This window comes from Burkholderia sp. R-40 (assembly GCF_049942845.1).
Classification (GTDB): domain Bacteria; phylum Pseudomonadota; class Gammaproteobacteria; order Burkholderiales; family Burkholderiaceae; genus Burkholderia; species Burkholderia ambifaria.
Window position 1 is genome coordinate 941,502 of record NZ_CP187969.1, and the last position, 13,951, is coordinate 955,452.

The 13,951-nt window shown below is 68.2% G+C and carries 11 protein-coding genes; all 11 read left to right on the top strand.

The window, feature by feature from the left end:
- Positions 1-156 precede the first annotated feature (156 nt).
- The 11 genes from ACP26O_RS32965 to ACP26O_RS33015 all read left to right on the top strand — a co-directional run bounded on the left by ACP26O_RS32965 (position 157) and on the right by ACP26O_RS33015 (position 13,854).
- Complete coding sequence (locus tag ACP26O_RS32965) at positions 157-1,740, top strand: ABC transporter substrate-binding protein (protein ID WP_011661225.1); 1,584 nt, start codon at positions 157-159, stop codon at positions 1,738-1,740.
- A 79-nt stretch (positions 1,741-1,819) separates the two neighbouring features.
- Complete coding sequence (locus ACP26O_RS32970; RefSeq protein ID WP_175665714.1) at positions 1,820-2,773, top strand: ABC transporter permease; 954 nt, start codon at positions 1,820-1,822, stop codon at positions 2,771-2,773.
- A gap of 30 nt (positions 2,774-2,803) precedes the next feature.
- Positions 2,804-3,760 (top strand): ABC transporter permease, encoded by a 957-nt coding sequence (locus ACP26O_RS32975; RefSeq protein WP_165754441.1) that lies wholly within the window; start codon positions 2,804-2,806, stop codon positions 3,758-3,760.
- The gene (locus ACP26O_RS32980) at positions 3,760-5,625 is read left to right on the top strand and encodes an ABC transporter ATP-binding protein (RefSeq protein ID WP_175665713.1); all 1,866 of its coding nucleotides are present in this window, start codon (positions 3,760-3,762) and stop codon (positions 5,623-5,625) included. Before ACP26O_RS32975 ends, ACP26O_RS32980 begins: the two co-directional genes overlap by 1 nt.
- A 139-nt stretch (positions 5,626-5,764) precedes the next feature.
- Positions 5,765-7,099, top strand: coding sequence for an NAD(P)/FAD-dependent oxidoreductase (locus ACP26O_RS32985; protein ID WP_175665712.1), 1,335 nt, complete (start codon positions 5,765-5,767; stop codon positions 7,097-7,099).
- A gap of 23 nt (positions 7,100-7,122) precedes the next feature.
- Positions 7,123-7,554: a helix-turn-helix domain-containing protein gene (locus ACP26O_RS32990; protein ID WP_006749705.1), complete on the top strand. Its 432-nt coding sequence runs from the start codon at positions 7,123-7,125 to the stop codon at positions 7,552-7,554.
- Positions 7,555-7,674: 120 nt separating this feature from the next.
- Positions 7,675-8,409, top strand: coding sequence for a cupin domain-containing protein (locus ACP26O_RS32995; RefSeq protein ID WP_175665711.1), 735 nt, complete (start codon positions 7,675-7,677; stop codon positions 8,407-8,409).
- A 2-nt stretch (positions 8,410-8,411) separates the two neighbouring features.
- Positions 8,412-9,737 (top strand): NAD(P)/FAD-dependent oxidoreductase, encoded by a 1,326-nt coding sequence (locus tag ACP26O_RS33000; RefSeq protein ID WP_175665710.1) that lies wholly within the window; start codon positions 8,412-8,414, stop codon positions 9,735-9,737.
- Positions 9,738-9,873: 136 nt separating this feature from the next.
- A complete protein-coding gene (locus tag ACP26O_RS33005) occupies positions 9,874-11,151 on the top strand; it encodes an NAD(P)/FAD-dependent oxidoreductase (protein ID WP_175665709.1) in 1,278 nt (425 codons plus the stop codon).
- A complete protein-coding gene (locus tag ACP26O_RS33010) occupies positions 11,148-12,617 on the top strand; it encodes an aldehyde dehydrogenase family protein (RefSeq protein ID WP_175665708.1) in 1,470 nt (489 codons plus the stop codon). The genes ACP26O_RS33005 and ACP26O_RS33010 overlap by 4 nt, the downstream gene beginning before the upstream one ends.
- Before the next feature lie 31 nt (positions 12,618-12,648).
- Positions 12,649-13,854, top strand: coding sequence for a M20 aminoacylase family protein (locus ACP26O_RS33015; protein WP_175665707.1), 1,206 nt, complete (start codon positions 12,649-12,651; stop codon positions 13,852-13,854).
- Positions 13,855-13,951: the final 97 nt, after the last annotated feature.

Sequence of the window (13,951 nt, forward strand, 5' to 3'; positions counted from 1 at the left end):
TGCGGGCCGCCCGAATCGCGACAAACCGCATTTTGGCGATGCTTAAATGAATTGCATGTGTACGACGTTGCGCCCGCCACCAGCAAGCGGGCGCGGCGGGATTCGAGAACCACGCTGGACCCAGGACCCCACTTTCCACAGTCAGGAGCAGTTCGGATGAGCGACGATATCGACAACGGCGGCAAGGGCGGCTTCACGCGCCGCGACATGATGAAGGTCATGGCGGCGAGCGGCATGATGGCCGCCGGCGCCGGCGGACTGCTGATGACCCCCGGCTCTGCATTCGCCGCGCCCGCGCCGAAGCGCGGCGGCAAGATCCGGGTCGCGAACGAAGCCGGCTCGACGTCCGATACGCTCGACCCGGCCAAGGGCTCGACGGGCGCGGACTACACGCGCTTCTTCATGTTCTACAGCGGCCTCACGCAGCTCGATGCGAGCCTGACGCCGCAGATGAACCTCGCCGAGTCGCTGCAGACGACCGATGCGAAGACGTGGATCATCAAGCTGCGCAAGGGCGTCACGTTCCACGACGGCAAGCCGGTCGGCCCGGCCGACGTGGTGTTTTCGCTGATGCGCCACAAGAACGCGGCCACCGCGTCGAAGGTCAAGACGCTTGCCGAACAGTTCGTGGACGCGAAGGCGAGCGGCCCGGACGAAGTCACGCTCACGCTCGCCAGCGCGAACGCGGACCTGCCGGTGATCCTCGCGACGCCGCAATTGGTGATCGTCAAGGACGGCACGACCGACTTCTCGACCGGCATCGGCTGCGGCCCGTACAAGCTGAAGTCGTTCAAGCCGGGCGTGTCGACCGTCGGCGTGCGCAACGACAGCTACTTCAAGCCGGGCAGGCCGTATCTCGACGAGATCGAGCTGATCGGCATCAGCGACAGCGCCGCGCGCCTGAACGCGCTGCTGTCGGGCGACGTGCACCTGATCAACGCGATCGATCCGCGCTCGACGCAGCGGGTCTCGTCGACGCCGGGCTACGCGCTGAAGGAAACCAAGTCGGGCCTCTATACCGACCTGATCATGCGCAGCGACAACCCGATCGTCTCGAGTCCCGATTTCGTCGAAGGGATGAAGTACCTGTTCGATCGCGAGCAGCTCCGCACGGCGGTGTTTCGCGGCTACTCGGTGATCGGCAACGACCAGCCGATTCCGCCGGGGCACCGCTACTTCAACGCGTCGCTGCCGCAGCGGGCGCACGATCCGGACAAGGCGAAGTTCCTGTTCAAGAAGGCGGGCGCGCTCGGCGCCACGTTGCCGCCGGTCTATGCGACGTCCGACGCGAACGGGTCGATCGAAATGGCCGTGCTGCTGCAGCAGGCCGGCCAGAAGATCGGGCTGAACCTGCAGGTCAACCGCGCGTCGCCCGACGGCTACTGGTCGAACCACTGGATGAAGCACCCGCTCACCTTCGGCAACATCAACCCGCGCTCGAGCGCCGACGTGCTGTTCACGCAGTTCTTCAAGTCGGATGCGCCGTGGAACGAGTCGGGCTGGAAGAACGCGAAGTTCGACCAGCTGCTGCTCGCCGCGCGTTCGGAAACCGACGACGCGAAGCGCAAGCAGATGTACGGCGACATGCAGGTGATCGTGGCGCAGCAGGGCCGGGTCGGCATTCCGGCGTTCATCAGCTTCCTCGACGGCTACGACAAGCGGCTCGCGGGCCTCGGCTCGATCCCCACCGGGCCGATGATGGGCTTCACGTTCGCCGAGAACGTGTGGTGGAACGCATGACGTTGTGGCTGGCCGCCGTCGCGCGGCCGGTGCGGACCACCGCGCCGGCCACGCGCGGTTTTTTCGGGAGTCCCGCTCCATGAACCGAATTCTCATCGGGCTGATCGGTCGGCGCATCGCGGTCACCGCGCTGACGCTGCTGATCGTATCCGCGATCATCTTCACGATCACGAACCTGCTGCCGGGCGACGCCGCGCAGGCCGCGCTCGGCCAGTCGGCGACGCCGGAGACGGTCGCCGCGCTGCGCCAGCAGTTCGGTCTCGACATGCCGGCGCACGTGCGTTACCTGCACTGGCTCGGCGGGCTGCTGCACGGCGACTTCGGCCGGTCGTTTTCCGGCGACATGCCGGTGTCGGAGCTGATCGGCGGGCGCCTGCCGAAGTCGCTCGCGCTTGCGGCGATCACGACCGCGGTGTCGGTGCCGATCGCATTGCTGCTCGGGATCCTCGCGGCGGTCAAGCGCGAGTCGGCGATCGACCGCGTGATCAGCCTCGGCACGCTGTCGCTCGTCGCGACGCCGGAATTCCTGATCGCGACGGTCGCCGTGCTCGTGTTCGCGGTGAAGCTGCACTGGCTGTCCGCGCTGTCGTACAGCGGCCCGATCGAAAGCCTGCACGATTTCCTGCGTGCGTATGCGATGCCGGTGCTGACGCTGTGCGCGGTCGTGATCGCGCAGATGGCGCGGATGACGCGCGCCGCGGTGATCGAGCAACTGAGCGCGTCGTATGTCGAGATGGCCGTGTTGAAGGGCGCGAGCCCCGCGCGCGTCGTGCTGCGCCATGCGTTGCCGAACGCGATCGGCCCGATCGCCAATGCGATCGCGTTGAGCCTGTCGTATCTGCTCGGCGGCGTGATCGTCGTCGAGACGATCTTCAACTATCCGGGCCTCGCGAGCCTGATGGTCGACGCCGTCAGCAACCGCGATTTCCCGTTGGTTCAAGCCTGCACGCTGATCTTCTGCGTCGCTTACCTGACGCTGGTGCTGTTCGCCGACCTGTGCTCGATCGTGTCGAACCCGCGACTGCGCACTTGAGTGTTTCGTTTTCCTTCCGAGATGCCGCCCATGCAACCGATCGAACCCGTACAACGCAGCAGCGCGCTGCCGCCATCCGGCGACCCGCCCCTCGGGCGGGGCAGCATGCCGCCTGCCGCGCCCGCCCCCGACCAGCCGCGCAAGCGCCGCGCCGCGCGCATCGCCTTGACCGCCGGCGGCCGCGTCGGCCTGTCGATGGTCGGCCTGATGCTGTTCGTCGCGGTGTTCGGGCCGCTGATCGCGCCGCATGACGTCGGCGCGATCGTCACGCCGGACGTGTTCGCGTCGTTCAGTGCGAAGCTGCCGTTCGGCTCCGACTTCCTCGGCCGCGACATGCTGAGCCGGATCCTGTACGGCACGCGGCTGACCGTGCTGCTCGCGCTCGCCGCGGTGCTGCTCGCCGCGGTGACCGGCACGACGCTTGGGCTGCTCGCGACCGTGTCGGGCCGCGCGGTCGACGAGACGATGAGCAGGCTGCTCGACGCGCTCACGTCGATTCCGTCGAAGATGTTCGCGCTGATGTTCGTCGCCGCATTCGGCTCGTCGCTGCCGCTGCTGGTCCTCACCGCCGCGATCAGCTACATGCCCGGCTCGTACCGGATCGCGCGTGCGCTGGCGGTCAACATCAGCACGCTCGAATTCGTGCAGGTGGCCAAGGCGCGCGGCGAAAGCGCGCTGTACATCGCGTGCGTCGAGATGCTGCCGAACATGATCCACCCGATGCTGGCGGACACCGGGCTGCGCTTCACGTTCGTCGTGCTGCTGCTGAGCGGCCTGAGCTTTCTCGGGCTCGGCGTGCAGCCGCCGTACGCGGATCTCGGCTCGCTCGTGCGCGAGAACATCGCGAGCCTCGGCGACGGCTCGGCCGTCGCGATCATGCCCGCGGTCGCGATCGCGATCCTGACGGTGGGCGTCAACCTGATGATCGACGGCCTGCCGCATCGCGGCCGCCGCAAGGGCGCGGCCGGCGCCGCCGGAGGACACTGATGCGACACGAATCGAACCCGCTCGTCGAGGTGCGCGGGCTGCGCGTGGTCGGCGGCCGTCCGGGCGGCACGGAAACGACGATCGTCCACGATGTCGACTTCGACGTCGCGCGCGGCGAGGTGCTCGCGCTGATCGGCGAATCGGGCTCCGGCAAGACGACGATCGCGCTGTCGCTGATGGGCCATGCGCGCGCCGGCTGCCGGATCGCCGGCGGCTCGGTGAAGCTCTGCGGCACGGACGTATGCACGCTGTCCGCGCAGGCGCTGACCGCATTGCGCGGCCGAAAGGTCGCGTATATCGCGCAGAGCGCGGCTGCCGCTTTCAATCCGTCGCGCACGATTCTCGACCAGGTGATCGAGAGCGCGCTGATCCACAAGACGATGACGAAGCGCGATGCGCAGGCGAAGGCGGTCGAGCTATTCCGCGCGCTCGCGCTGCCCGAGCCGGAGACGATCGGCAAGCGCTATCCGCACCAGGTTTCGGGCGGTCAACTTCAGCGGCTGATGGCCGCGATGGCGTTGATCACCGATCCGGAGCTGGTGATCCTCGACGAGCCGACCACCGCGCTCGACGTGACCACGCAGATCGACGTGCTGCAGGCGTTCAAGAACGTGATCCGGCGCTATGGGATGAGTGCGGTGTACGTGTCGCACGACCTGGCCGTGGTCGCGCAGATGGCCGACCGGATCGTCGTGTTGAGCGACGGCCAGATCCGCGAAGCGGGCGAGACCGAACAGATCCTGCATGCGCCGGCGCATCCGTACACGCAAAGCCTGATCGCGGCGGTCACGCCGGGCGCGATCGAACGCGATGCGAAATTCGCGCAGGCCGCGCCCGCGCCGCTGCTCGACGTGCGCGGCGCGGTCGCCGGCTACGGCGGCCGCACCGCGAAAGGCTGGCCCGCGAAGGTGATCTTGCACGAAGTGGACCTGCGCATCGGGCGCGGGCAGACGGTCGGCGTGATCGGCGAATCGGGCTCAGGCAAGACGACGCTCGCGAAGGTGATCGCGGGCCTCGTGCCGGCGACGGCCGGGCAGATCCTGCTCGACGGCGAGCCGCTCGCGCTCGACATCGGCAAGCGCTCCAAGGAGCAGCACCGCCGCGTGCAGATCGTGTTCCAGAACGCCGATACCGCGCTCAACCCGGTGCATACCGTCGAGCGCACGCTGGCGCGGCCGCTCGCGTTCTATCACGGGATCAAGGGCGCGCGGGCGCGGCAGCGCGTCGCGGAACTGCTCGACCTCGTGCGGCTGCCGCAGGCGGTGGCCGCGCGGCGCACCGGCGAGCTGTCCGGCGGGCAGAAGCAGCGCGTGAACCTCGCGCGCGCGCTCGCGGCCGAGCCCGACCTGATCCTGTGCGACGAAGTCACGTCGGCACTCGACACCGTGGTCGGCGCCGCGATCATGGACTTGCTGCGCGACCTGCAGGCGAAGCTTGGCGTGTCGTACGTGTTCATCACGCACGACATCGCGAAGGTGCGCGCGATCAGCGACGACATCGTCGTGCTGTATGCGGGTCGCCGCGTGGAGACGGGCAGTCGCGACGCGCTGTGCGCGCCGCCTTATCACCCGTATTCGCATCTGCTGGTGTCGTCCGCGCCGGAGTTGCGCGCGGGCTGGCTCGACGATGCGGCCGAGCGTTGCCATCGGCCGCTGGTGCCGATCGGCGAGCGCGAGAACGAGGCCGAGCTGTGTCCGTTCCTGTCGCGCTGCGCGATGCGCGTGGACGGCGTGTGCAACCGGACGGCCCCGTCGCTGCGCACGCTCGGGAACGGCGCGCAGGTGCTGTGCCATCGCAGCGAGGAGGATCTCGCGCGCTTCCAGGCGGAGCCGATTCCCGCTGGTGTCACGCCGGTGCAGCTGTAGTGCGTGGCGCGCGAACCGTTCATCGCGCGGTGCGGTGAACGACCCGCCGCATAGTCTGCCGCGGCGGTCGCGCAAAACGGCAATTTGTACGCGTGCCGCGCGCGAATACGCGGCAACCGCGGTTTTTGACGGTGATTAAATGATTCTCATTGAACGGTCGCCGATCGTCATTGCCGGCATGGACAAGAAGGATCCGATGAAACTGGAATCGTACTGGCTGGATACCCGCCCCGCGTTTCGCACCGATAGCGTTGGCCCCGTCGAAGGGCGGGCCGACGTCGTGGTGATCGGCGGCGGTTTCACCGGCTTGTCGGCAGCGCTCGAGCTCGCGCAGCGCGGCGTCTCGGTGGTCGTGCTCGAAGCCGCGCAGGTCGCGGGCGAAGCGTCCGGCCGCAACGGCGGCCAGTGCAATACGGGCGTCGCGCAGGACTACGCGTCGCTGGCCGCGCGCATCGGCGCCGCGCAGGCGAAGCAGTTCTATCGTGCGTACGAAAGCGCGGTGAAGAGCGTCGAGACGATCGTGACCGAACAGGCGATCGATTGCGATTTCCGGCGCGCCGGCAAGCTGAAGCTCGCCGCGAAACCGCAGCATTTCGCGGGGCTTGAAAAGACCTTCAACGCGTTGCGGCGCGACGTCGATCCGGACATCGAGCTGATCGACCCGTCGCACATCCGCGACGAAGTCGGCTCCGACGGTTTCTACGGTGGACTCCTGCAGCGCAACGGCGCGCAGATGCACATGGGCAAGTTCGGCGTCGGCCTCGCGCAAGCGGCCGTGCGGGCCGGCGCACGCGTGTACGAGCACGCGGCCGTCACGCAGCTCGATCGGCTCGACGGCGAGCGCCACCGGATCACCTGCGCCCGCGGCACGATCGTCGCCGACCGCGTGCTGGTCGCGACCGGCGCATCGCAGCACGGGCCGTTCGCGTGGTTCCGGCGACGCATCGCGCCGGTCGGCAGCTTCATCGTCGTGACCGAGCCGCTGCCCGACGCGCAGTTGAACCGGCTGTTTCCGCATCGCCGCGCATACGTGACGTCGCGCCAGATCGGCAACTACTTCCGCGTGACGCCCGACAACCGGCTGCTGTTCGGCGGCCGCGCGCGCTTCGCGATGTCGAGCCCGCGCTCCGACGCGAAGAGCGGCGACGTCCTGCGTGCCGGCATGGCCGGCTATTTCCCGGAACTGGCCGGCGTGCGGCTCGACTACTGCTGGGGCGGCCTCGTCGACATCACCGCCGACCGGCTGCCGCGCGCGGGCCAGCACGACGGGCTCTATTACTCGATGGGCTACAGCGGCCACGGCGTGCAGATGTCGGTGCACATGGGCCGCGTGATGGCCGACGTGCTGTATGGCGCGGCCGCGTCGAACCCATGGCGCGAGCTCGAATGGCCGGCGATACCCGGCCATTTCGGGCACGCGTGGTTCTTGCCGCTCGTCGGCGCGTATTACCGGATGCAGGATTTCCTGCATTGAAGCGAGCGCCGGGAGAATTCGATATGACAGTGCAATTCGTTGGCTCGCCGCGTGTCGCGCGGCCCGTCTCGCCGGCGATCGGCGACGTGCTGCGCACGATCGACGCGTCGTTCGCGCAGCCGCTGAACCTCGACACGCTCGCGGCGGTGGCCGGGTTGAGCGTGTCGCGTTTCACCGCGCGCTTTCGCAGCGAAACCGGGCTGTCGCCGCACCGGTATCTGTGTCTCGTGCGGATACGGCGGGCGCAGGACCTGTTGCGCGCCGGTCTCGCGCCGTCGGTCGTCGCGACCGACGTCGGCTTCTTCGATCAGAGCCATCTGTGCCGGCATTTCCGGCGCGTGCTCGGGATCACGCCGCGCGATTACGTGGTCGCCCGCACGGGCGGCGCGCCGGTGCGAGCGCCATCGACGCGCATGCGCAGCGAACGCCGCGATGCGTCGTGTCACGCGGCGTAAGCACAGGCATGGACGACATGCCCCGCTGAGGATGTCCGGCAGGAGAGCCGGCGAACGACGTTTTCCGATATCGCGTGACAGCTTTCGAACGAATCCGTCACGCACTGCACAGGAGCAGAAATGACCGCAGTTTTCGTGTTGCACCGGGCCGACGGCGCACCGCCTTCCACCGCGTTCCGCAAGCAGGCTTTCGGCGCGAGCGATCCGTTCGCGTCGCATCGCGAGATCGCGTGGGAAGGCCCCGACGCGATGGCCGCGGGGCGCATCGGCTTCGTCGGCGAACTCGACATCGCGAGCTTTCCGCACATCGAAACCCTCGTGGTCGTCGAAGGCGAACTGACGCTCGAAGCGGGCGGGGCCGCACCGCTGGTGGTCGGCCCGGGACAGGGCGCCGTCATCGGCGGCGGCACGGCGCTGCGCATCGCCGCGCAATCGCCGGTGCGGCTGATGTTCTGCGCGGCAGCGTGCGCGCAACCGACGAAACGCGGCGTCTTTGCACTGCGTGCCGACGCAGACTTCAAGCCGTCCGCCACGCTGCCGGCCGAGGTGCTGCTCGGCCCCGCGCCGCAATGCCGCAGCGACAACGTGTTCACCGACGACGGCGCCGGGTACTGCGCGGGCACATGGGATTCGACGCCGTATCACCGGATCGTCCGGCCGCATCGTGCGAACGAGTTCATGTTCCTGCTGGACGGCGGCGTCCGGTTCGCGGCGCCCGACGGCAGCGTGCAGTCGCTCGGTACCGGCGACGCGCTGTTCGTGCCGCGCGGCGCGTCGATCGGGTGGGAAAGCAGCGAACGCGTGGCGAAGTTCTACGTGATGCAGAACGTCAAACCCTCCACCGAACGAGACTGAGCATGTCCCCTCCGCTGCGCCATATCGAAACCTTGTCCACGCCGCCGGCCGCGGCCGACGTCGTCGTGATCGGCGGCGGCATCATCGGCGTCTTCACCGCCTACTATCTGGCCCGCCGCGGCATATCGGTCGCGCTCGTCGAGAAGGGCCGAATCGGCGCCGAGCAGTCGAGCCGCAACTGGGGCTGGTGCCGGCAGCAGAACCGCGATGCGCGCGAGTTGCCGATGGCGAGCAAGAGCATCGACCTGTGGGAACGATTCGCGGCCGAATCCGGCGAAGACACGGGCTTTCATCGCTGCGGGCTGCTGTATCTGAGCAATGACGACGAAGAGCTGTCCCGCTGGGCCAGCTGGGGCGAATTCGCGAAGACCGCGGGCGTGACCACGTACATGCTCGACAGCAAGCAGGCCGCCGAGCGCGGCCACGCGACCGGGCGGCAGTGGAAGGGCGGCGTGTTCTCGCCGACCGACGGCACGGCCGATCCAGGCAAGGCCGCGCCGGCCGTGGCCGCCGCGCTGATCAAGCTGGGCGGCAGTGTCCACCAGCACTGCGCGGCGCGCGGCATCGAACTCGAAGGCGGCCGGGTCGCGGGCGTCGTCACCGAGGCGGGCGTCATCAAGACCCGAACGGTCGTGATGGCCGGCGGTGCATGGGCGTCGTCGTTCTGCCGCCAGCTCGGCATCCGGTTTCCGCAAGCGTCGATCCGTCAGTCGATCCTGAGCGTGTCGCCGGTCGAAACGCCGTTGCCGGATGCGATGTACACGTCCGGCGTGTCCATCACGCGCCGCAGCGACGGACGCTACGCATTGGCGATCAGCGGCCGCGCGCGCGTGGACCTGACGCCGCAGTTCCTGCGCTTCGCGCCGCAATTCGTGCCGATGTTCGCGAAACGCTGGCGCAATCTGCTGCCGGGCGGCCTCGAAGGCGTGCGCGGCGGCCACGAAACGTTGAAGCGCTGGCGCCTCGACGCGCCGACGCCGATGGAAGCCGTGCGCATTCTCGATCCGAAGCCCGACATGCCGACGGTCACCGAAACGTACCGCCGCGCGGCCGAACTGTTGCCCGAACTGCGCGAAGCGAAGATCACGCACGCGTGGGCCGGGTTCGTCGACAGCACGCCGGACGGCGTGCCGGGCATCGGCGAAGTGCCGGGCGTGCCGGGGCTGATCCTCGCGGCGGGGTTTTCGGGTCACGGCTTCGGGATTGGCCCGGGCGCCGGGCACCTGATCGCCGATCTCGCGTCTGGTGCGCAACCTTTCGTGGACCCGGCGCCGTACCGGCCCGGCCGGTTCAGCGAGTCCGCATGGGGCAAGGTCGCGGATTTCTAATGCAGGACCGTCGCGCTGACGCGGGGGCTGCCTGGACGAGGCGCGCCGATCCGGATCGCGGGCAAGCGGCCGGATCGGCGCGGCGAACGTTGGTCGGCCTGGCAGCACGGTGCGGTGGACAGCTTGGGAGTGCCTGATGCGTTTCAGTTCCTACTGGCTCGATACGTCGGAGCCATTCGCGAGCAGCTCGCCGGAGTTGCATGACGGAAGTTGCGACGTGGTGGTGGTGGGCGGCGGCATCACCGGTTCGGCCGCCGCACTGGCGCTGGCCAAGAAAGGCGCGCGCGTGATCGTCTGCGAGGCGGGCACCGTCGGGCAGGCGGCATCGGGACGCAACGGCGGCATGTGCAACAACGGCTTCGCGCAGGATTACGCGTCGCTGTCGCAGCGCATCGGCACGGAACTGGCGAACCGGTTGTATCTCGCGTTCGACGCGGGTGTCGATACGGTCGAGCGGCTGGTCCGGGAGGAGTCGATCGATTGCGATTTCGCGCGGCGCGGCAAGCTGAAGCTCGCGGCGAAGCCCGAGCACTACGACAAGCTCGCGCGAAGCCAGGCCCTGCTCGCGGCGAGCGTCGACCCCGACACGCGCCTGGTCACGAAGGCGGAGCTGCGCGACGAGATCGGCTCGAACCGATATCACGGCGGGCTGCTGTTCGGCAAGAGCGCCGGGATGCACGTTGGCCGTTATGTGCGCGGCCTCGCGCGCGCCGCGCAAGCCCGCGGCGCCCATATTCTCGAGCATGCGCCGGTGCTCGGCCTGCAGCGGCAGGCGGGCGGCGCGTACGCGGTGCAAACACCGCTCGGCGAGATCCGCGCGCGCCAGGTGCTGCTCGCGAGCGGCATTTCGCAGGTCGGGCCGTTCGGCTGGGTTCGCCGCAGGATCGTGCCGGTCGGCGCGTTCATCATCGTCACCGAGCCGTTGCCGAACGACCTGCTCGACCGCTTGCTGCCGACGCGCCGGATGGTCACCGACACGAAGAACTTCGTGAATTTCTTTCGTGTCACGCCCGACAACCGGATGCTGTTCGGCGGGCGCGCGCGTTTTGCCGCGTCGAATCCGCGCTCCGACGAAAAGAGCGGGGCGATCCTGCGGCAGCAGATGGCCGCCGTGTTTCCCGAGCTGGCCGACGTGCGCATCGACTATTGCTGGGGCGGGATGGTCGACATGACGGCCAACCGGCTGCCGCGCGCCGGCGAGCGCGACGGCGTTTACTACTCGATGGGCTATAGCGGCCACGGCACGCACATGGCCACGCTGATGGGCACGTTGATGGCCGAGATCATGGACGGACGCGCCGACCTCAACCCGTGGCAAAGCTTCGACTGGCCCGCGATTCCCGGCCACTTCGGCAAGCCGTGGTTTCTGCCGTTCGTCGGCGCATGGTATCGACTCAAGGACACGTTGCAATGAATTCACTCGTCAATTCGCCGGTTCATCATCTGAAGGAAGCCGGCAGGCTCGATCGCTTCTTCATCGACGGCGACTGGGTGTTACCCGACGGCGGCGACCGGTTCGCGGTCATCTGCCCGTCCACCGAAGACACGCTGTGCGACATCCCGCTCGGCAACGCACGCGATGCCGACCGCGCGGTTCAGGCCGCGCGCAACGCGTTCGAACGCTGGGCCGCGACCTCGCCGCAACAACGCGCCGCGCTGCTCGACCGCGTGCATGCGTTGATGCTGGAGCGCGCGGAATGGTTCGCCACGGCGCTCGCGCTCGAAATGGGCGCGCCGATCGCTTATGCACGCGGCGCCCATGTGCCGCTCGCGGCCGAACATATCCGCGTCGCGCGCGACAATCTGGCCCGCTACCCGTTCGTCTCGCGGCGCGGGACGACCGCGGTCGTACGCGAGCCGATCGGCGTATGCGCGTTGATCACGCCGTGGAACTGGCCGATCTATCAGATCACCGCGAAGGTCGGCCCGGCGCTCGCCGCAGGCTGCACGGTAGTGCTGAAACCCAGCGAGTTGTCGCCGCTCAGCGCGCTGCTGTTCGCGGAAGTGATCGCCGATGCGGGCGTGCCCGCGGGCGTGTTCAACCTGGTGAGCGGCAGCGGCGAGGCGGTGGGCGCCGCGCTTTCGTCGCACCCCGAAGTCGACATGGTGTCGATTACCGGGTCGACGCGCGCGGGCGTGCTCGTCGCGCAGGCGGCGGCCCCGACCGTCAAGCGCGTCGCGCAGGAGCTGGGCGGCAAATCGCCGAACATCGTGTTGCCGGACGCGGACCTGCAGCAGGCCATCGCGCCGGGCGTGGCCGCCGCGTTCCGCAACATGGGGCAATCGTGCAGCGCGCCGACCCGCATGATCGTGCCGCGCGACGCGCTTGGCGCGGTGGAGGAACTGGCCGTCGCGGCAGCGCAGCGGCTGATCGTCGGCGATCCGTTCGACGACGCGACGACGCACGGCCCGCTCGCCAATCGCGCGCAGTTCGGTCGCGTCGCGCAGATGATCGACGTGGGCATCGACGAACGGGCGAAGCTGATCGCCGGCGGCCCCGGACGGACCGCGGGATTCGACCGCGGCTTCTATGCGCGGCCGACGATCTTTTCCGACGTGCGCACCGACATGGCGATCGCGCAGCAGGAGATCTTCGGGCCGGTCCTGGCGATCCTTCCTTACGATACGGTCGACGAAGCCGTTGCGATCGCGAACGACACCGTCTATGGGCTCGGCGCGCATGTGCAGGGCGCCGACAAGGAACGCGCACGCGCGGTGGCCGCGCGCATCCGGTCGGGGCAGGTGCATCTGAACTATCCGGCATGGGATCCGCAGGCGCCGTTCGGCGGCTACAAGCAGTCGGGCAACGGTCGCGAATACGGAGTCGAAGGGATGGAGGAGTACATGGAGATCAAGTCGATCCTCGGCTATTACGACTGACGCAGCCGTCTACTTTCCGAAGGTGCCGAAATTGGAAAACCCTGTGATTCCCGACACGTCGCTGCAAGCGCATCACGCGCACTGGGCGAAGCTGCGCCGCGACCTGCATGCGCATCCCGAGCTGCGATTCGAAGAACACCGGACGGCCGACGTCGTCGCCCGCGAGCTCGAAGCGCTCGGCTATGCGGTGTCGCGCGGGCTGGGCGGCACGGGCGTCGTGGCGAGCCTGCCCGGCGCGGATCCGGGCCGCGGCATCGTGCTGCGCGCCGATCTGGATGCATTGCCGATCCACGAAGCCAACGACTTCGCGCATGCGTCGTGCACGCACGGGATCATGCACGCGTGCGGCCATGACGGTCATACCGTGATGCTGCTCGGCGCCGCACGCGTGCTGAAAGCGTTGCCGCAGCTGCCGGGCACCGTCCATTTCGTGTTTCAGCCGGGGGAAGAGGGCGGCGCGGGCGCGCGCAAGATGATCGACGACGGGCTGTTCGAGCAATGCCCGACGGAGGCGGTATTCGGCATGCACAACTGGCCCGGTTTGCCGGCCGGGCATTTCGGGTTGCGCACCGGCCCGATCATGGCCGCGGGCTCGCGGTTCAGGATCACGATCACCGGCAAGGGCGCGCATGCGGCGCAGCCGCACCTCGGCATCGATCCCGTGCCGCTCGCGTGTTCGATGGTGCTGCAGTGCCAGACGATCGCCGCGCGGCACAAGGATCCCGTCGACCCGGCGGTGATTTCCGTCTGCATGTTCCATGCGGGCACGACGGACAACGTCATTCCCGACACGGCCGAGCTGCGCGGCACGATCCGCACGCTGTCGTCCGCGTTGCAGCAACAGTTGCAGCGCGACGTCCGGCTCATGTGCGAAGGGCTGGCGGCGGCTTATGGCGCGCAGGTCGACGTCGCATTCTTTCAGTACTACCCGGCGACGGTCAACACGCCGGTCGAGACGGCACTGTGCGAAGCGGTGATTCGCGACACGTTCGGCGACGAACGCCTGTATCCCGACGTGCCGCCGAACATGACGTCCGAAGACTTCGGCTTCATGCTGGAGGAGCGCCCCGGCGCGTATGTACTGATCGGCAACGCGCCGGTCGGATCGACGTCGCCGGCGTTGCATCACCCGAAATACGATTTCAACGACGACATCATTCCGGCGGGCGTCCGGTACTGGGTGGCCCTCGCACGGGAGTATTTCGCGCGATTTCCGTCAAGCTGTGTGCGAGGCTGAACCAGTCGGCAGTCGATCCGCGCATCGAATGGCCATGCGCGCACTTGGTATTAAGTTTTAATTAATGGCGCATTTATAGATCGTTAGGCACAGGAAA